At 28.2% G+C, this 19,940-nt stretch carries 14 protein-coding genes and 1 pseudogene; 1 reads left to right on the top strand and 14 read right to left on the bottom strand.

Annotation, left to right across the window (positions count from 1 at the left end):
• Nucleotides 1–479: 479 nt before the first annotated feature.
• The gene (locus KQI77_RS04805) at nt 480–932 is read right to left on the bottom strand and encodes a dUTP diphosphatase (protein WP_216388960.1); all 453 of its coding nucleotides are present in this window, start codon (nt 930–932) and stop codon (nt 480–482) included.
• Nucleotides 933–1,174: 242 nt separating this feature from the next.
• The gene (locus tag KQI77_RS04800) at nt 1,175–1,900 is read right to left on the bottom strand and encodes a collagen binding domain-containing protein (RefSeq protein ID WP_216388957.1); all 726 of its coding nucleotides are present in this window, start codon (nt 1,898–1,900) and stop codon (nt 1,175–1,177) included.
• 137 nt (nt 1,901–2,037) lie between these two features.
• Between KQI77_RS04800 and KQI77_RS04795 the strand changes: the two genes are divergently transcribed.
• A complete protein-coding gene (locus KQI77_RS04795; RefSeq protein WP_216388955.1) occupies nt 2,038–2,754 on the top strand; it encodes a polysaccharide deacetylase family protein in 717 nt (238 codons plus the stop codon).
• 243 nt (nt 2,755–2,997) lie between these two features.
• On the opposite strand, the gene KQI77_RS04790 is transcribed toward KQI77_RS04795, so the two are convergent.
• From KQI77_RS04790 to KQI77_RS04735, 12 genes and pseudogenes are all read right to left on the bottom strand, one after another.
• Nucleotides 2,998–4,692: a bifunctional diguanylate cyclase/phosphodiesterase gene (locus KQI77_RS04790; protein ID WP_216388950.1), complete on the bottom strand. Its 1,695-nt coding sequence runs from the start codon at nt 4,690–4,692 to the stop codon at nt 2,998–3,000.
• Between the two features lie 243 nt (nt 4,693–4,935).
• A complete protein-coding gene (locus KQI77_RS04785; protein WP_216388964.1) occupies nt 4,936–5,799 on the bottom strand; it encodes an ATP-binding protein in 864 nt (287 codons plus the stop codon).
• Nucleotides 5,800–6,262: 463 nt separating this feature from the next.
• Nucleotides 6,263–6,808, bottom strand: coding sequence for a nitroreductase family protein (locus tag KQI77_RS04780; protein ID WP_216388948.1), 546 nt, complete (start codon nt 6,806–6,808; stop codon nt 6,263–6,265).
• 18 nt (nt 6,809–6,826) lie between these two features.
• Nucleotides 6,827–8,047 (bottom strand): threonine ammonia-lyase, encoded by a 1,221-nt coding sequence (gene ilvA / locus KQI77_RS04775; RefSeq protein ID WP_216388946.1) that lies wholly within the window; start codon nt 8,045–8,047, stop codon nt 6,827–6,829.
• A 90-nt stretch (nt 8,048–8,137) separates the two neighbouring features.
• Nucleotides 8,138–10,996 carry a DEAD/DEAH box helicase gene (locus tag KQI77_RS04770; protein ID WP_216388944.1) on the bottom strand — a complete coding sequence of 953 codons (2,859 nt, stop codon included), beginning with the start codon at nt 10,994–10,996 and terminating at the stop codon, nt 8,138–8,140.
• A 1,372-nt stretch (nt 10,997–12,368) separates the two neighbouring features.
• Nucleotides 12,369–12,902: pseudogene (locus KQI77_RS12950) on the bottom strand (glucosaminidase domain-containing protein); the annotation flags it as partial.
• Between the two features lie 157 nt (nt 12,903–13,059).
• Complete coding sequence (gene speB / locus KQI77_RS04760; RefSeq protein WP_216388942.1) at nt 13,060–13,908, bottom strand: agmatinase; 849 nt, start codon at nt 13,906–13,908, stop codon at nt 13,060–13,062.
• A complete protein-coding gene (gene speE, locus KQI77_RS04755; RefSeq protein ID WP_216388940.1) occupies nt 13,898–14,755 on the bottom strand; it encodes a polyamine aminopropyltransferase in 858 nt (285 codons plus the stop codon). Before speE ends, speB begins: the two co-directional genes overlap by 11 nt.
• 4 nt (nt 14,756–14,759) lie before the next feature.
• Nucleotides 14,760–16,211 carry an aminotransferase class I/II-fold pyridoxal phosphate-dependent enzyme gene (locus tag KQI77_RS04750; RefSeq protein WP_216388938.1) on the bottom strand — a complete coding sequence of 484 codons (1,452 nt, stop codon included), beginning with the start codon at nt 16,209–16,211 and terminating at the stop codon, nt 14,760–14,762.
• A 31-nt stretch (nt 16,212–16,242) separates the two neighbouring features.
• Entirely contained in the window at nt 16,243–17,088 is an 846-nt protein-coding gene (gene speD, locus KQI77_RS04745) for an adenosylmethionine decarboxylase (protein ID WP_216388937.1), read from the bottom strand.
• A 67-nt stretch (nt 17,089–17,155) separates the two neighbouring features.
• Nucleotides 17,156–18,298 (bottom strand): carboxynorspermidine decarboxylase, encoded by a 1,143-nt coding sequence (gene nspC, locus KQI77_RS04740; protein WP_216388935.1) that lies wholly within the window; start codon nt 18,296–18,298, stop codon nt 17,156–17,158.
• A gap of 2 nt (nt 18,299–18,300) precedes the next feature.
• Nucleotides 18,301–19,500 carry a saccharopine dehydrogenase family protein gene (locus KQI77_RS04735; RefSeq protein WP_216388934.1) on the bottom strand — a complete coding sequence of 400 codons (1,200 nt, stop codon included), beginning with the start codon at nt 19,498–19,500 and terminating at the stop codon, nt 18,301–18,303.
• Nucleotides 19,501–19,940: the final 440 nt, after the last annotated feature.

The raw sequence follows: 19,940 nt of genomic DNA, 5'->3' as shown, positions 1-19,940 counted from the left end.
ATAAATCCTTCGACAAGTTTGACATAAAAAAACAACTCCTTCTTGTAATAATTTGTTATTTAGATTATTGCCAAGAAGAAGTTGTTTTATTCAGTTTACACAAAATTTTTTATAGAGCCAAATAATAAAAATTCAGATTATATTTGCTATATCTACTATACTATTTTGAGCAATATTGATAGTTTAAATTTAGAGTAATACTTATACTTTTAAATTATCTCTACCTTATAATGAACACCTCAAAAATGTATATTCTGCAAATATTATTCTGAATTTTTATTTCATCTATACGTTATTGATTATTTTCTTTTATATCCCAACTCAAAAATCAACTTAATTCACTATGTCCTCTCTTCTTACGAAAGAAGGTATCCTATTACTATTTATACTTTTTTATCTAATTTATTTAAATTTAGCATCAATACAAATTCTAAGATATTGAGAATTACGAAAGCTACTATAAATGATAGAACTTTAATCTATTTTGTTCCTGTAGTTCCAAAACCACCACGGTCTTCGTTATTAAAAGCTTCTACTTCATCAAATTCTATTTCTGGCATTACTTCCATTATTCTAAATTGACCTATTTTGTCACCTTTCTTTATCCATGTTCCTTGATCAATTCCTTCTATATCTTTTCCTTGAAGGCAAAAAACAGGCATGTGCCATTGATCATTATCTCCAATGTATGTATCATCTACAACACCAACTGAGTTAGTTTGAATAATTCCCCAAGTTTTAAATGTTGAGCTTCTAGGCGCTAAATGTGCTTCCCATCCTTTAGGTAATTCTAATGCAAATCCAAGTGGAATCATTGCTCTTTCACCTTCAACTACAAATATATCCTTGTTAGCATATACATCTATCCAATTTCCCTTAGCAATTTTCTGTAATTTAGTTGCATTGTCAAAATATTTTACACGTATTTTCATAAAAATATACCATCCTATTTCTCTCTATAATTTTAGTAGTATAATTATATCACATATTCTAATGTTGTGGTGCTTTTTAGTGTATCTATATTATCACAAGTATCTTAATTCTCAAGTGATTCTTATAATAAAAAAGTAAAGATGCCGTTTAAAATGCTATACTGTCTGAGCTTTAACAAGTTTATAGCATTTAGGGATCTTTACTTTTTTTATTATATTAGTAAATACTTAATGATATTATATTATTTATTTCTACAACTATCATTTATAGAGTTAACAACATATATTTCATGTTCTCTCTTGAACCTATCTATTTTAACCTCATTCCAATTAATGTATGCTGGTTTATTAAAATATCTTTTATCTATTATTTCTATAATTCTATAATCACCTTGTGGAATATTATTAAACTCTATTTCTCCATAACAATCAGTTGTTCCCCACTCTATTAATTCAGGAGAAATCCCATTTATTTTATAAAGATTTATTCTAACTCCCTTTATCTTAGTTCCACCAATTGTATCTAATGAAACAATTACTTTTATCTTTCCATTTATTTCAGATGATTTTTCTTCATCACACTTAGGTTTCTCCCATTTATAATTTTCATCTTCCTCATGAAAATAATAACTTTTGTTATCAGGCACTTCATATATTACCTCATTTTTATCTTTATCTTCTTCCATATTAACTTCCATTCCTATATTACATTTTCCTATAACATATTCTTGGTCATCTATATCTTTAGGTTTATCATCCTTATCCTCTATTTCTCCATTAATATCAAATATCTTGCTATCTCCATCACATACAAAATTGACATCTCTACCATCTGAAGAAGTAAAATTGAAATTAACCTTTAACTCTTCTCTCATTTGTTTTTCTTGCTTTTGAGCTTCTTCTCGTGCTTTAGATTCATTTATTAAATAATCTCTCATTATTTCATCTAGATTATTCTCTTTATCCATAAAATTATTAAACCTCCTTTGTAATTCCCTCTAAATAAAATATGAGAATTATATATAAGATGTTCAACATATAACTTCAGAATATATTTTTTTTATTTGGATAAAATAAATATGAAAAAAATATAGGTGGTGAATTTATGAAGAAATGTATTGTTTGTCTACTATCTGTTTTTTTAGTATTTAGTATTATAACTCCTTATACTCATGCTTATGCTAGTGATACATCAACAGATAAAATTATATATTTAACATTTGATGATGGTCCTGGTGGTAAGACAACAACTGATGTTCTTGATATATTAGAGAAGAACAATGTCAAGGCAACTTTTTTTGTTATTGGTAATCAAATTGAAGGACAAGAAGATACTATTAGACGAATTGTTAATGAAGGTCATTCTTTAGGTTTACATAGCATGTCCCATAATAAAAATCTTTTATATAGCTCTAATGAAGCTTTTTTATCAGAAATGACAGAACTACAAGAATTATTAAAAGAAATAACTAATAAAAACATATCTATTCTACGTTTTCCTTTTGGTGCTAACAATTCTACATACAAGTTGCAGCACTCTCTAGTAGATATGATTCATGAAAAAGGTTTTAAGATATATGATTGGAACGTAGATAGTACTGATGGTGCTAACCCTTATGCTGATTCTTATACTATATTTAAGAGAGCAACTTCAGCTGAAGATTCTAAGACTCCTATAATACTTCTTATGCATTGTGGTTACATTAATAAGAATTCTGCTGCAGCACTTAATGATGTTATTAATTATTATCTAGATCATGGCTATACTTTTAAACCTATCACTTCTGACACAGAAGAATTCTATAAATTTATGAATACATAGTTTTTCAACCATTATAGCGAGGTTTAAAACTTATTTTTTGGGTTCTGTCATAGAACTATTTTTCTTTTCCACTCTTGTAGGTAGTATACTCTAACATTACTTAAATACAATATCTTAAGATACTTATCTGCAATTATAAACAAAAATATAATTTCTTAAAAAGTAAAAAAATTAAGTTAGCGTTTAAAATGTTGCATTATTTACGTCTTAACGTATTTACAACATTTAGCTAACTTAATCTTTTTATGCTAATTGTTTTCCTAATAGTCCTTTTATATCATCGAACTTTTCTGGTTTACTATAATAATATCCTTGTACTACATCACATAATATATCCTTTAGATAATCAACTTGTTCAACCTCTTCTACCCCTTCAGCTACAACGTTTATTCCAAGCTCATGAGATAGCTTTATTATGTTTTTTACAACACATTTGCTCTTCTTATCATTTACCATGTCTACTACAAAACTTCTATCTATCTTAAGTACGTCTATAGGAAGTTTTGTTAGATAATTAAGTGATGAATATCCTGTTCCAAAATCATCAAGCGCAACTGAAATACCTAGTTTTTTGATAGACTTAAGCCTTCTTACATTGTCTTCAAAAGTTTTCATAAGTATACTTTCTGTTATCTCTAATTCAATATACTTAGTTGGTACTTTGTATTTGTCTTTTAATTCTAAGAACTCATTCATAATTCCACCATACCTAAGCTGTACATCAGAAAAATTTACAGCAACCTTAAAGTTATCATATCCTTCATCTAAAAGTTCCCTTACTTTCTTAAATACTTCTTCTAATACAAATCTACCTATTGGTATTATAAGCCTTGTATCTTCTGCAATAGGTATAAATTCTACTGGACTTACCATTCCGAGTTTCTCTGACTTCCACCTAAGAAGTGCTTCAAATCCTGTTACTGTAGAATCTGATAAAGAAACCTTAGGTTGGAATACTATGTACATTTCTTTTTTTTCTAAAGCTGTTCTAAGACCTTTTTCTATGTTGTATATTCTATCAACTTCACTAGTAATACTACTATCAAAAAATTCCCATTCACATTTACCATTTCTCTTTGCTCTATACATAGCTGTATCTGCATTTTTAAGTAAAGTATTAAAATTTATACCGTCACCTGGAAACACCGATACTCCCATGCTAGCTGTAACATATATCTTGTTACTATTCACAATAAATGGGTCTTTAAACACACTTAATATACTTTCAACAAAATCTTCTGCTTCATTTCTAGAATTAAATTCTGGCCTAAATATAATGTATTCATCTCCACTATATCTACAAACCAAATCATTTTCTTTCATCTTCTCTGTAAGCTTTATTGCTACTTTCTTTAATAAAATGTCACCTGATTCATGACCAAATAAATCATTAAACATTTTAAAATCGTCAATGTTAAGTAATACAAGTGCTCCTCGTACATTGTTTTTATTACAACATCTCAAATAGTCATCTATTGTCTTCTTAAGATAATACTTAGATGGAAGCTTAGTAATTAAATCAAATCTAATCATACTTCTAAGTTTATCTTTGGTTTCTCTAAATTCAGTAATATCATGAATATAGCCACAATAATAATCTATGCCATTTTCTCTATCTGTAAATGGCATCAATTGTACATCTAGATAAACACTTCTTCTATTCTTCATTATTTTAATTTCTGCAATTATCTCTCGTCTAAAATAGTATAGCTTCTGCAAGCTACTTAACTCATTCTCTTCTACAGATGATAATAATTCTATAACTTCATCTAATGATATAGTTAATTTATTTGAATTATTATCTGCAATCCAATCTAATGAATCTACTATATTACCTGTAATGCTCATGTCTCTAGAACTACAATTAATTATAGTTAAGTTATCATAAGAATACTTTTTTATCTCTTCCTTAAAATCTAAAAAATTTCCCCCCTCCACATAATCCCTCCCTTTTCATAAATTATTGTATAATACCTAAAGTTGCACTATAAATACCCTATTATATTAAAAATACCCTATTGTTGCTCTTTTTCTTGCTCCTTTCTCTTCTTGTCTTTTAGTAATGTTGCAACAAGTGCTGATGCAGCCCCTATAATAATTGCTACTTTTCCTGCTTTTTTCATAATACTATTCCCTCCTAATCATATATACAAATATTATTATTCTCTTCCCCTATATATCTTATTCGTCGTATTCGTCTAAAAATTTATATTTATGCCCATCTTTTTCCCAACCTAATATAGAATCCATAGCTACATTCTCGGCAGATTTAAATATAGACTTATCTACTCCATCAAAATTTTCTTTAAGATTCTTAATTAATTCCTTAATCTCAAATCTCTTATTTCCAACCTTTTTAGCTGCTATCATACAAGCACAATTAAGTGGCCATATTCCACTATAATTAATAAATCTCTTTATCGATTCTTCTTCTATAAGGTACATAGGTCTGATAAGTTCAAGTCCTTCAAAATTCTTCGCTTTTAACTTAGGTAACATTGTTTTGAAATTACCTGCATATAATACATTTAATAATGTTGTTTCTATTACATCATTAAAATGATGTCCTAATGATAGTTTATTACAACCTAGTTCTTGTGCCTTAGCATAAAGTGAACCTCTTCTCATCCTAGCACATAAATAGCAAGGATAATCTTTGGCCATTTTATCTACAACATCAAATATTCCTGATTCATAAATATGAGCTGGAATATTTAAATATTTAAGATTTTCTTCTAATAACTCTCTTATCTGTGGATGATATCCGGGATCCATAGCTATAAATTCTAACTCAAAATTCACTTGCCCATGTCTCTGTAATTCTTGAAATAGCTTAGCCATAAGTAAGCTATCCTTACCACCAGATATAGCTACTGCAATCTTATCTCCTTCTTCTACTAGATTATATTCTTTTATAGCCTTTATGAATTTAGACCATATATTTTTTCTATACCTTTTAACTATACTTCTTTCTATTTCTTTTAATTCCTTTTTCTCTTCACTTGGAATAATTCTCTCACAGCCATTTCCTGCAATGCTCATTATTATCACCTCATCGATTGTAATTATATCATAACAAAGTAATTAAATTAATATCAAATTATTGCTTTAAGTAAATATTAATAATGAAAAATCCAATGTTATTTGATAATGCTAATATTATGATTTTATTTTTTAGTATCAATATTATTGCTTTGAATAAATCTTCATAATGAATTTTAGGATTTCTTATTATAAAAAAATTAAGGTAGCGTTTAAAATGTTGTACTGTTTGAACTTTAGTGAGTTTACAACATTTAGCTACCTTAATTTTTTTATATTTAGAAATGCTTAATGAAATTATGCTATTTATGAAAACACATAATATTGATACTAATAACAAACATAATATTAATCAAACCAAATAACATTGGATTTTTTACATATTATATTATTTACTTAAACATATAATTTTGATATTAATTATTGTAAAATATAAGTTATCTAACAATAACACTAAATTTTTCTTTTAATATGAATTATACTTTACGATATCATCAAACTGTTTTCGTACTTTTTTTCTAGGCTCTGTATAATTGTAATAACCTAATGAAATTACCAAATGTATTTCTCTATTCTTTGGGATATTTAATAGAGTTTTTAATTTCTTTTCTTTAAACCACCCCATCATACATGTTCCAAGCCCTAATTCAGTTGCTGCCAAACATATATGTTCTGCTGCAATTCCTATATCCATAGATGTATAATCTTTTTGTTTTAACTTACCACCAATTCCAGATGTAAGATTACGTTTATCATCTAATATAACAATAAAACATGGTGATGTATGAGAAAATTTATTTATTCCTCCCACAAGAGGATCATGTAATGCATTTGCTACTTCTTTCACTAAATTATCATCATCTACTACAATAAAATTCCAAGCTTGTGCATTACAAGCAGACGGTGCTAATCTTGCTGTCTCTAATATTTTATTTATCTTTTCTCTTTCCACTTTCTGTGGTAAATATCCTCTAACGCTCTCTCTCTGTTGTACTAATTGAAAGAAATCCATTGTGTCACCTCATAAATTCTATTCATATATGCTCTTAGATTGAACTAATGTAGGTCTATAACCTTCTTTCTCTAAGACATCTATTATCTCTTGTTTATGTTTATGTCCAAAAGTTTCTAATGTTATAACTAATTCAACTGCACTCTTACGATTAATATTGACAAATTGATTGTGATCTAACTTAATTATGTTACCTTGATGAGCAGCTATAATTTCAGATATTCTAGCAAGTTCACCTGGCTTATCTGGCAATAATGTAGATATAGTACATACTCTACCTCTTTCTATTAAACCATGTTGTACCATTGATGAGAATGTAATAACATCCATATTACCTCCACTTATTATAGATACAACTTTCTTACCAGTACAATCTAAATGTTTTAATGCTGCTACTGTTAATAATCCAGAATTTTCAGCAAGCAATTTATGATTTTCTAACATATCTAAGAATGCTCCTACAAGCTCATTATCTTCAATTGTAATGATATCATCAATATTCTTCTGTAAATATGGGAATATTTTAGAACCTGGAGTCTTTACAGCAGTACCATCAGCTATAGTATCTACAGTTGGTAATGTTACAACATGACCTTGTTTTAATGATTCTTGCATACAATTAGCACCTTTTGGTTCTACTCCAATTACCTTTACATGTGGATTAAGTAATTTAGCTAATGTTGAAACTCCTGTAGCTAATCCACCACCACCAATTGGTACTAATATTATATCTACTGTTGGTAATTCTTTAAAGATTTCCATAGCTACTGATCCTTGACCTGTTGCTACATCTAAATCATCAAAAGGATGAATGAATGTATATCCTTCTTTTTCTGCTAATTCTATAGCATAATTACAAGCTTCGTCATATACATCCCCATGTAATATAACTTCTGCGCCGTATGCTTTTGTTCTATTAACTTTCATAAGTGGTGTTGTTGTAGGCATAACTATTACTGCTTTACAACCATATGCCTTTGCTGCATATGCAACGCCTTGAGCATGGTTTCCTGCTGATGCTGTTATTAAACCTTTTGCTCTCTCTTCATCTGTTAATGTGCTAGTTTTATAATAAGCACCTCTTATTTTATATGCTCCAGTCTTCTGAAGATTCTCTGGCTTAAGATAAACCTTATTACCAGTCATATCTGAATAATAATCACTATAAATAAGCTTAGTTTGTAGTATAACCTTTTGAACTACTTCATATGCTTCTTCAAATTTGTCTAATGTCATCATCTTACTTTCCCCTCTTTTTTAGTCTAACGTTTATAATCACTATTCTTTAATGATATCATTTTAGTTAATTATGTCAAGATATCAATTTCATTATATATCCAATAAGTATTTTATGTCATCTTTAGTTATTACATATTCTTCCGCTGAATTATCTGATAATAATTCACCTATAATTATATTCTTTTTTTCTTTTAATTTAATTATTCTCTCTTCTATAGAATCCTTAGCAATAAGTTTAATAACTTCTACATTATTTTGCTGCCCCATTCTATAAGCTCTATCTGTTGCTTGATCCTCTACTGCTGGATTCCACCATGGATCAAAATGTATTACTTTTTCTGCAGCAATAAGGTTAAGACCTGTTCCTCCTGCCTTTAAAGATATTAGGAAAATGTTTCTATCACTATTATTATTAAACTCATTACATAATCCTATTCTCTCTTTAGCTTTTGTACTACCATCTAAGTAATAATATCTTATATCTTCTTTATCTAATAAATCCTTTAATCTGCCTAGCATAGATGTAAATTGAGAAAATACCAAAACCTTTTTATTGCTTTTATCATAACATTTAATTAATTCTATAGTTTTATTTAGTTTTCCACTTCCTCCTGTATAATTCTCATCTATAATCGAAGGATCTAAAGCAATTTGTCTAAGCTTAGTTATAAGAGCTAATAATGATATTTGATTATCATAACCTCTTGCTAATTGTTTATAACTATTTATCTTATGATCATAATATTCCTTCTGAGATTCTGTCATATCTACATATATTATATTCTCATATTTTTGTGGCAATTCTGTAAGAACTTCTTCTTTAGTTCTTCTAAGTATAAATGGATTAATAAGTGCCTTTAGATATTGCCTATTATCTTTTTTTATTATAAATTTTCTTTTAAATTCCGACTCTGTAAACAAATATCCTCTCATTATAAAATCAAACAAGCTCCATAACTCTAATAAATTATTCTCTATAGGAGTTCCAGTAAGAGCCATATTAAATTTACTATTAATAGACTTGATAGTTTGTGTTATTTTACTTTTTGAATTTTTAATAGTCTGTCCTTCATCTATTATTAAATTGTCAAAGCTTATTGTTTCATAATACTTAATATCATTTTGTAAAGTATTATATGATGTAACAATAACATCATACTCCATCATATTTTGTATTTTCTCTTCTCTATCTGCTTTATTTCCATGAACATAAGCAATCTTAAGGCCTCTTCCATATTGCTCAAATTCTTGTTTCCAATTATATATAAGTGAAGTTTTAGTTACTACTAATGATCTATCTCCTTTATTATTCATAAGAAAACTTATTGCTTGAATTGTTTTACCTAATCCCATATCATCAGCTAATATACATCCATAATTATTATCCTTCTTGTTCTGAATCCACTTAACTCCTACCTTCTGGTACTCTCGCAAAATACCGTATAATTCTGAAGATATATGTAGCTTAACATTCTTCTGTTCTATAGCTTCATTGTATATGTCTATTGTTGATTTATTAATATCTATAAATTCTGTATAAGCCTCTGATATAGCATAAGCTCCACCTGAATAATTAATTATGTTTAATGTGTCAAATACTCTACAAACATCTTTATCATCAAAATCAACAAAGCTATAATCTGAAAACATAAAGAAGTTATCCCCATTATTGTACGATTCTATACATTTCTTTATCTCATCTGTATATAAATTATTTATATTAAGTTCTATAAATGTTTTATTGTCTTCTCTCCATGTACTTATATTCAATTCATTTGAACTAAGAATCTTAAGATTACTTAGTTCTTCAGAAGTCTCTATATTAACAATATCTAAAATCTTAGATTTAAATAATGAAAATAACTCTTCTGATGAGCCTAAGAACATATAATAATTTTCTCTTTTAGTAAATCTGTTCAAGAATAAAATTTCTTCTATATTTTTAAGCTTAGAATTATCATTAGCAACTTCTAGAATATCATCCACCAAAAATCTACAATGTATCTTATTATCTTCTATATAAAAATATAATGTATACACATAATTACTAACAAGCAAATTCTTAACTTCATCATATAGCTTAACTGCACCAATATCTGATAATACTCTTGTTACTTTATTTAAAGACTTCTTATTTACAAAAGTATAATTCTTCCCATTAAGAGCTTTGTATATAACATAAATCCCTTTACATTGAGTTTCAGATGGCAAATATATATTTCCATCATATAAAAAAGATTTAAATTCTTTATCTAATGGTAATATCTTCTTCTTCAATGTTTGTAGCTTTATCCTATCTCCCTCCATCTTAATTGTAAACTTAAGAGGCATATCACTATGATTAATCTTTGCATTATAAACTATAGACTTCACCTTAAGAACTATTTGCATATCCTGACAATTACGCAAAACATTATATATATTATTAATAGAAAATTTCTGTTTCTTAATCTCTTCAATAAAACCTATATACTTATCATCTAATGAATAATGTTTTAAATAATCTTCTAACTTATAAACAGATTCTATCTTCTTACCATTTCTTCTATCATATAAATAACAATCATACATATAATTGTTACCATAATTCTCCTCTAACCTAATCCCTAACTCTGCATTATTGTTATAATATTTATCTTCTATATGATTAATCTTAAGATATAATAAAATAGTTGCTACAATATGTTCACATGCATATCCTGCACTACTACTAATATCTCTACATAATTCACAATTACATTTTAAATATTGTCTATCATTAACATCAAGTCTAATATGCGTAGAATATGTCTTTACATCTGTTTCAACTCTACCATAAATATTTAAATTACCTTCTATTAATCTACTATCTATTATATTAGCTTTTCCACTTTTAAATATTTTATACCCATTTTTATAACTTATTAAATTTTTATTATTTATTATTCTTTTTAACTTATCAAAATTCATAATTAACCTCTTAACACTATTAAACAAAATATAATTTTCTATAAACTTATTATACTTTATTTATGCATTAAGTTGGTGTTAATATATTATCTATATTATTATAAGCATCTTAAGTCTTCAGTAATTCTTACTTAAAAATTATTGAATACATTTATTTTGGATCACTTATCTTTTCATTTAATTAATATCAAATTATTGATTTAAGTAAATATTAATAATGAATTTTAGGATTTCTTATTATAAAAAAAATTAAGGTAGCGTTTAAAATGTTGTACTGTTTGAACTTTAGTAAGTTTACAACATTTAGCTACCTTAATTTTTTTATATTTAGAAATCCTTAATGAAATTATGCTATTTATGAAAACATATAATATTGATACTAATAACAAACATAATATTAATTAAACTAAATAACATTGGATTTTATCCATATTATATTATTTACTTAAACATATAATTTTGATATTAATTATTGTAAAATATAAGTTATCTAACAATATTTATTATTTTCTGATGCTGCTTCTGAATTCAATGACATAATATCATCTAATATGGATATATTTTTAACTATTTCGTTATCATCTAGTCCTTCTGGAATAACTATTTGCTTAGTTACAGTTGACTTAATTCCTGAAACAGTAACTTGCTCAATCTTTAGATTCTTAGTTCCTGTTCCTTTTTGAGATAAATTAATTATAGCACTATATCCACTATTGTCATTCTTATAATTAGAAAAAAGTTTTCCAATATCCTTTCTAGTAACACCATAATTAGCTTTACCTATATATTTATCATCTAAATATATGTTTATCTCTTTTATTTCTTCTTTATTAAGCATCCAACCAGATATAATCATTAAATTTCCTTTTATTCCCTTTTCTCCATTTGGCGCATCTATATTTATCATAGAACCATTCTTATTAATAAACACTTTCTTTTCTACAGAATATTCTGTATTATCATTTCCAACTTGTACTATTTTTAATGTAATTTCTCCTTCTGGAAAGTCTGATATATCTAATGATGTAGAATATCCACAATTTGAAGCTTCAGAATATTGTCCATATTGTTTTGCTATATCTTTTCTTGCTTGTCCATAATCTGCTGATTTCACATAATTATTATTTACATATATCTTTATTTCTTTTATTCCAGATTTACTTAAAGCCCACCCTTTAACATCTAACGTATTGCTAGCTGAAGACATAGCATCGGAGATATCTATACTCCCTATATTATCATAAGTAATTTTCTTTATTATATTTACACTTGAACTACCTCTATTCGGAATATATGAGTTATTAATTTCTTGTGTATTATTATTATTTACAACTGGACTATATGAAGAAGGTGTAGTTCCTGCTATAGCTTCCATTTCATTATATAAATTTAACACTTTACTTCCATAGCTTGAACTAGGAGCCCAATTACCACCTAAGCCCAAAACTGTTGTTGCTTTACCTTTAAGATAAGCAAAATGTCTTGGATCTCCAGTATTATTTCTAGGATATCCACTTGCACCTGCATATAATGCTAAATGATCAAGTTGAGCTTGTACCCCTGCATCCCAACTACTAAATACTTTGTGAGCACTTGGATCATAATCTCCACCACCTGCACTATTTTTAAGTCCACAAGGATTCTTATAACTAGCATCTAGTACTCCACCAAACTTACCATAACCTGTTTCAACTGCTGCTTGTGCATATGCTACCGCCGGATTAACTCCTCCACATGAACTAGCATAGGCCCAATACAAATCTGCTAAACTAATAAATGTACTTGTTGCTCCTTTTGATTCTGCCCATTTCTTTGCATCACTTGCAGTTATATTTGTTGAAGAAATGATTGCAATATCTGATGAAGCTTGTACACCATTGCCTATAATAGGGAATAAATTAACCATCAAAATAATTAATATTCCTATAGACATAAGTTTTTTTGTCATTATATCTCACCCCTTATAATTCATACCAAATACAAATATAACACAATTGTCTCTTGTAGTAAACATTGATGGTTAAATTAAAATATACTAATCATACAAAAATAGCCTTGAATTACTATTTACTAAATGCTAATAATAATTCTCTAAGAATCTTGCATGCAATTGCTGTAGATGCTCCACTTGCATCATATGCAGGACTTAATTCTACCATATCAAAGCCAACTATATTTAACTTCTTAAGTTTAAGTATAGCTTCAAGAAGCTCCATAAATCTAACTCCTCCGGCTTCTGGTGTACCTGTACCACAGAATTCTGATGGATCTAATACATCTAAATCTATAGTTAAATAAACAGGTTTATCTTTTAATTCTTCTACTGTCTTATCTAACCCTTGGAAGTTAAATTTATTTAAATAAGTATGTTTCTTTGCCCAATAAAATTCATCTCTTTCTCCAGAACGAATTCCATATTGATATATCTTTCCATCTCCAACATAATCCCATATTCTTCGTATTACTGATGCATGAGATAATTTTTCTCCTAAATATTCTTCCCTTAAATCTGTATGTGCATCAAAATGAATTATATTTATATCATTATATTTCTTGTAAATAGCCCTAAAAGCACCTAATGTAACTAAATGCTCTCCTCCTATCATAACTGGCATCTTATTATCTTTTAATATCTGTGTGGTCATATTTTCTATATCTTCTAATACTTTTTCAGTATTACCAAAACATAGTTCAAGATCACCTGCATCAAATATCTTATAATCTTCTAAATCTTTATCTTGATATGGGCTATATGTTTCTATACCAAATGATTCAGATCTTATAGCTTTTCCTGCGAATCTAGTTCCAGGTCTAAAAGAAGTAGTTCCATCAAAAGGAGCACCAAATATAACCTTATCTGCTTCTTCATAACTAGCTTCACAACTTATGAATGCATCTATATTATTTTTCATCATCTACCACCATCATTTCCTTAACATAATTAGGCAATACAAAAGAAGCTTTGTGTAATTCTGTATTGTAATACCTTGTATGAATATTTAAACTATTCCAATACTCTTCCTTAAGATCTTTTATTGGATCAAATTTTTTAGATGAGAATCCAAACAACCAATGTCCAGATGGATAAGTTGGAATATTGGCTTGGTATATTTTACATATAGGAAATGTTTCTATTATTCTCTTATGTGCTCTCTTCATAGAATTAGCATAATCTGCATAATAATCACATTCATGTTGATTAATAAGTATTCCACTATCATTTAATGCTGTATAACAATTTCCATAAAATTCTTTTGTAAATAATCCTTCTCCTGGTCCAAACGGATCAGTAGAATCTACTATAATTAAGTCATATTCATTTTTTTTATTTCTAACAAATTTTAATCCATCTTCATATACTATGTTTAATCTGCTATCATCAAAAGCACATGCTATTGTTGGTAGATATTCCTTACTTACTTTAACTACTTGTTCATCTATTTCAACAAGAGTAATACTTTCAATTGATTTATATCTAGTAAGCTCTCTAACACAACCTCCGTCACCACCACCTATAACTAATACTTTTTTTATATCTGGATTTACAGCCATAGCCATATGAGTTACCATTTCATGATATATAAATTCATCTTTTTCTGTAACCATTATAAGTCCATCTAACGTAAGAACTCTTCCAAATTCTTCACTATCTAATATATCTATTCTCTGATAATCACTCTTTTCTGAATATATATGTTTATTTACTCTTATAGAAAATCTAACATCTTTAGAATGTTCTTCTGTATACCATAATTCCATTCTGCTACACCTCCACTACATTTATATACTCTATCTTCTCATCTTCAGTACCTGTTAAGGAACAACCTTTTTCTTTTGCATATTTTATATAATCAAGTATTTCTCTAGTTATCTTCTCTCCAGGAGCTAATATAGGAATTCCTGGTGGATAACACATTACAAATTCACTACATATTTTATTTTCACTATCTTCAATAGGAATAGACTTCTTATCTGCATAAAAAGCTTCTTGTGGTGCCATAATTACTTGAGGATTTATATATTCATGATCAAACATCTCTCTTCCAGGCTTGGCATATAAACGTTCAATATCATATAATGCTGAAACTAATCTTTCTATAGCAAGCTTCTTATCTCCAACTGATATAATAGCAAGTACATTTCCTAAATCTCCAAACTCTATTTGAATCTCATATTCATCTCTAAGAATTGAATATACTTCTATCCCTGCTAATCCTAATCCTAATGTACATATAGATAATTTAGTTATATCAAAATCACATACATATTTGTTATCAATAAGCTCTTTTGAATATGCATAATAACCTTCTAGTTCATTTATTTCTTTTCTTGCATATTCAGCTAAATTTATTATATCATCTACTATTTTTTCTCCATTTAATGCCAAATTTCTTCTAGTTATATCTAATGAAGACATAAGTAAATAAGAAGCACTTGTTGTTTGAGTAAGATTAATTATTTGATGCACATATCCTTTGTTTATATCATTATTTATTAATAATATAGAACTTTGAGTTAATGAACCTCCTGTCTTATGCATACTTACTGCAGCCATATCAGCACCAGCTTCCATTGCAGACATAGGCAACTTATCACTAAAATAAAAATGAGTTCCATGAGCTTCATCAACCAACACCTTCATACCATAACTATGAGCAAGATCAGTAATCTCCTTTAAATTAGAACATATACCATAGTAAGTTGGATTATTCACTAATATAGCTTTTGCATCTCTATTCTCTAATATTGCCTTTTTTACATCTTCTACAGACATACCAAGTGGAATTCCTATCTTCTTGTTAGTTCCTGGATTAACATAGACTGGAACAGCACCACTTATTATTAATGCATTTATAGCACTTCTATGAACATTTCTAGGCATAATAATCTTCTCGCCTCTCTTGCAAACGCTTAACACCATAGCTTGAACAGCTGACGTAGTTCCATTTATCATAAAAAATGCATCTTTGGCACCAAAGGCTTCTGCTGCAAGCTTTTGTGCATCCTTAATTACAGATACTGGATGGCATAAATTATCTAATGGTTTCATTGAATTAACATCTACAGTTAAACATTGTTCTCCCAAAAAATCCGTTAGTTCCTTATTTCCTTTTCCCCTTTTATGCCCTGGAACATCAAATGGTAAAACACGCATCTTTTTATATCTTTCTAATGCTTCTAATATAGGAGCATTACTTTGGCTTAGTTCCTTCATTTCTATGCCTTTCCTTTCTAACTTATGTTTTTTAATATATATTTTCGCCACTAAAAATTTCTATCATTTCTCTTCTTAAATTATTAGTTATATCAAGTCTTACCTTCGGTGGTAATTCATAAACATCTGTCTTAAATAAATAATTCTGTAAATCTATTTCTTTTATAAGCATCTTAGTATGAAACAAATTGGCTTGATAAACATTTATGTCTACTGCATCATATCTTTTTAATGTGTCCTCTGCTATATAATCTTGAATAGATGTTATTTTATGATCCATAAATAACTTATGTCCATCAACGCTCCTAGTAAAGCCTCTTACTTTATAATCTATAGTTATAATATCTGAATCAAAACTTGCTATAAGATAATCTAATACATTTAAAGGGGATATCTCTCCACATGTAGAAACCTCTATATCTACTCTAAATGTAGCAATAGAATTATCTGGATGATATTCAGGATAAGTATGACAGGTAACATGACTCTTATCTAAATGTGCTACAACCGAATCCCTTGTTGATAATATATTTGCTTCATTTATATCTATTGCATTAGATGAATATTTACCCAAATTACAAGATTTATCTATAAGCTTTGCAGGCAATGCTTTTTCAGTAATTAGCAATGTAACACTTGCACCTTGTGGATCATAATCTTGTTTCGAAATATTAAGTACATGTGCTCCTACCATTTCAGTTACCTTACATAATATATTAGTTAATCTGTCTGAATTATATTGTTCATCTATATAAGCAATATAATCTTTTTGTTCTCGTTCACTCTTTGCATAACAAACATCATAGATGTTAAAGCTTAAAGTTTTAGTTAAATTGTTAAATCCATATAGTTTTAATTTTTCACTCAAGCCAATCACTCCCTATAGTAAACTGAAAATAAATCCTCTATTGAACCATAGCTCAATAGAGGCTTTTTTTATTCTTTTACAACCTTGCTTTAAAGTTATTATAATTGAATTCCTTTATAACTTTTGTATCTCCATCTTTAGATAACAGTACAATATCTGGCAGATTAATACCATTAAATGTATTATTTTTAACCATAGAATATATTGCCATATCGCAGAATATAAGCTTATCTCCTACCTTCAAAGCGTTATCAAATGAATAATCTCCTATTATATCACCCGCTAAACAAGTAGGTCCTCCTAGCCTGTAAGTATACTTACCCTCACTTGGTTTCTTTGAACCTATTATATTAGGTCTATAAGGCATTTCAATAACATCTGGCATATGACATGCTGCCGATGTATCCATAATAGCTAAATGCATACTATTCTCTACTATATCTAAAACTGTTGATACTAGATATCCTGCATTTAATGCTACAGCTTCTCCTGGTTCTAAATACACTTGTATATTATATTTGTTCTTTATATATAATATACATTTTATTAGTTTATCTACATCATAATCATCTCTTGTAATATGATGTCCTCCACCGAAATTTATCCATTTAATTTTATTAAAATACTTTCCGAATTTTTCTTCAACTACTTTTATAGTACGTTCTAAAGTATCTGAATTCTGTTCACACATAGTATGAAAATGTAATCCATCTATTTCGTCTAAATATTGTTCTTCAAAATTATCTGCTGTAACACCAAGTCTAGAACTCTTTGAACAAGGATCATATATCTCCGTATCCACTTCAGAATATTCAGGATTAATTCTTATTCCACATTCTATTTTTTTATCTGCATTCTTTATCTTATCCTTGAACTTATTCCATTGATTAAATGAATTAAACACTATATGATCACTATATTTTATTATATCATCTATCTCATCATCTCTATAAGCTGGTGCGTATATATGAACTTCTTTCCCCATCTCTTCATATCCTAATCTAGCTTCAAAAAGTGAACTAGATGTAACTCCATGTAAATACTTTCCTATAAGTGGATATGTTGAATAAGCCGAATAGGCTTTTTGAGCAAGAAGAATCTTACATCCAGTTTCATCTTCTACTCTCTTTAATATCTCAAGATTTTTTATAAGTAATTTCTCATCTATAACATAACAAGGAGTCTTTAAATTACTTAATTGCTCTATTAACTTAGTCATATCTAATCTATAAGCTCTGGATCAAAAGATTCTTGCCATGGTAATCCAAATTCATTTAATGCATCCATAAATGGATCTGGATCAAATTCTTCTATATTATGAACTCCTGGCTTATTCCACTTACCAGTCATAACCATCATTGCACCTATCATTGCTGGCACTCCTGTTGTATAAGAAATAGCTTGAGAACCTACTTCTTTATAACATTCTTGATGATCGCATACATTGTATACATAATATTTCTTCTCTACTCCATCCTTAATTCCTGTAAATATACATCCTATGTTTGTCTTACCTTTAGTTCTAGGTCCAAGACTTGCCGGATCAGGTAATACAGCTTTTAAGAATTGTAAAGGTACTATCTTTTGTCCTTCAAAATCTATTGGTTCTATAGAGGTCATTCCAACATTTTCTAGAACTTTTAAATGGTTAAGGTAACTCTCTGAGAAAGTCATCCAAAACCTCATTTTCTTAATTCCTTTAATATTTAAAGCTAAGGATTCTAATTCTTCATGATGAAGAAGATATATATCTTTAGGACCTATCTCTGGTAAATTATAAACTCTCTTTATTGACATAGGTGCAGTTTCAATAAATTTACCATCTTCGAAGTAACTACCATTTGCACTTACTTCACGAATATTTATCTCGGGATTAAAATTAGTTGCAAAAGGATAACCATGATCTCCTGCATTAGCGTCAACTATATCTATTGTATGAATTTCATCAAAATAATGCTTTTGTGCATATGCACTAAATACACCTGTAACTCCTGGATCAAAACCACTACCTAGTAATGCAGTAATACCAGCTTGTTCAAATTTTTCTTTATAAGCCCATTGCCACTTATATTCAAACTTGGCTGTATCTTCTGGTTCATAATTTGCAGTATCTACGTAATTGACCTTAGTAGCTAGACAAGCATCCATTATTGTTAAATCTTGATATGGTAATGCAAGATTAATTACTATATCTGGTTTAAACTTATTAATTAATTCTATTAATTCTTCAGTATTATCAGCATTTACTTGCGCAGTTTGAATTTTAGTATGTCCACCTTGTAATTTTTCTTTTAAAGCATCACACTTTGAAAGTGTTCTACTAGCAATACATATCTCATCAAATACTTTATAATTTTGGCAACATTTGTGAATTGCTACACTTGCAACCCCACCAGCTCCAATTATCAACGCTCTTCCCAATTATTATTCCTCCTATTTATTACAAATATATTAAAAATCAAGATAATTATACATAATATAGTGCCATTTATCAATATATTTAAGCATTTTGAAATTAACAATTAAAATATAATGACATTAGTTTAATTTACACTTTTTATCAATAATAGACTTTTGTAAATAAATATTCAATTCTTATTTTTGTTATTTTTAACATTTTTTAAATATTTAAGAATTAAATTGTTTTTTTGTAAAGCACATTTGTATTTGCCACGAAAATAATGTAAATTGAAAAAGTAAGTTCCGCTTTTTAAGTGAAACGGAAGTTAGTCTTGCAAAGAGTTTGATATAATTAATCTGATATTTGTCCTAAACATGTTAGGAGGAGTAATTATGTCAAATTTATGCAAAGGAAAACATCTTAGAATCGAGGATAGACTTATTATAGAATATGGACTTGA

This window comes from Clostridium sp. MSJ-8 (genome assembly GCF_018918325.1).
Lineage (GTDB): Bacteria > Bacillota > Clostridia > Clostridiales > Clostridiaceae > Clostridium.
Note: the sequence above shows the minus strand (reverse complement) of the source record. Positions and strands in the feature narration are given on the sequence as shown.

Bases quoted from the DNA above. Each gene is read 5' to 3' on its own strand.
- KQI77_RS04805 (WP_216388960.1), bottom strand. From the start codon at position 932: ATGAAAATACGTGTAAAATATTTTGACAATGCAACTAAATTACAGAAA.
- KQI77_RS04800 (WP_216388957.1), bottom strand. From the start codon at position 1,900: ATGGATAAAGAGAATAATCTAGATGAAATAATGAGAGATTATTTAATA.
- KQI77_RS04795 (WP_216388955.1), top strand. From the start codon at position 2,038: ATGAAGAAATGTATTGTTTGTCTACTATCTGTTTTTTTAGTATTTAGT.
- KQI77_RS04780 (WP_216388948.1), bottom strand. From the start codon at position 6,808: ATGGATTTCTTTCAATTAGTACAACAGAGAGAGAGCGTTAGAGGATAT.
- ilvA (WP_216388946.1), bottom strand. From the start codon at position 8,047: ATGATGACATTAGACAAATTTGAAGAAGCATATGAAGTAGTTCAAAAG.
- KQI77_RS04770 (WP_216388944.1), bottom strand. From the start codon at position 10,996: ATGAATTTTGATAAGTTAAAAAGAATAATAAATAATAAAAATTTAATA.
- speB (WP_216388942.1), bottom strand. From the start codon at position 13,908: ATGAAAAATAATATAGATGCATTCATAAGTTGTGAAGCTAGTTATGAA.
- speE (WP_216388940.1), bottom strand. From the start codon at position 14,755: ATGGAATTATGGTATACAGAAGAACATTCTAAAGATGTTAGATTTTCT.
- KQI77_RS04750 (WP_216388938.1), bottom strand. From the start codon at position 16,211: ATGAAGGAACTAAGCCAAAGTAATGCTCCTATATTAGAAGCATTAGAA.
- nspC (WP_216388935.1), bottom strand. From the start codon at position 18,298: ATGACTAAGTTAATAGAGCAATTAAGTAATTTAAAGACTCCTTGTTAT.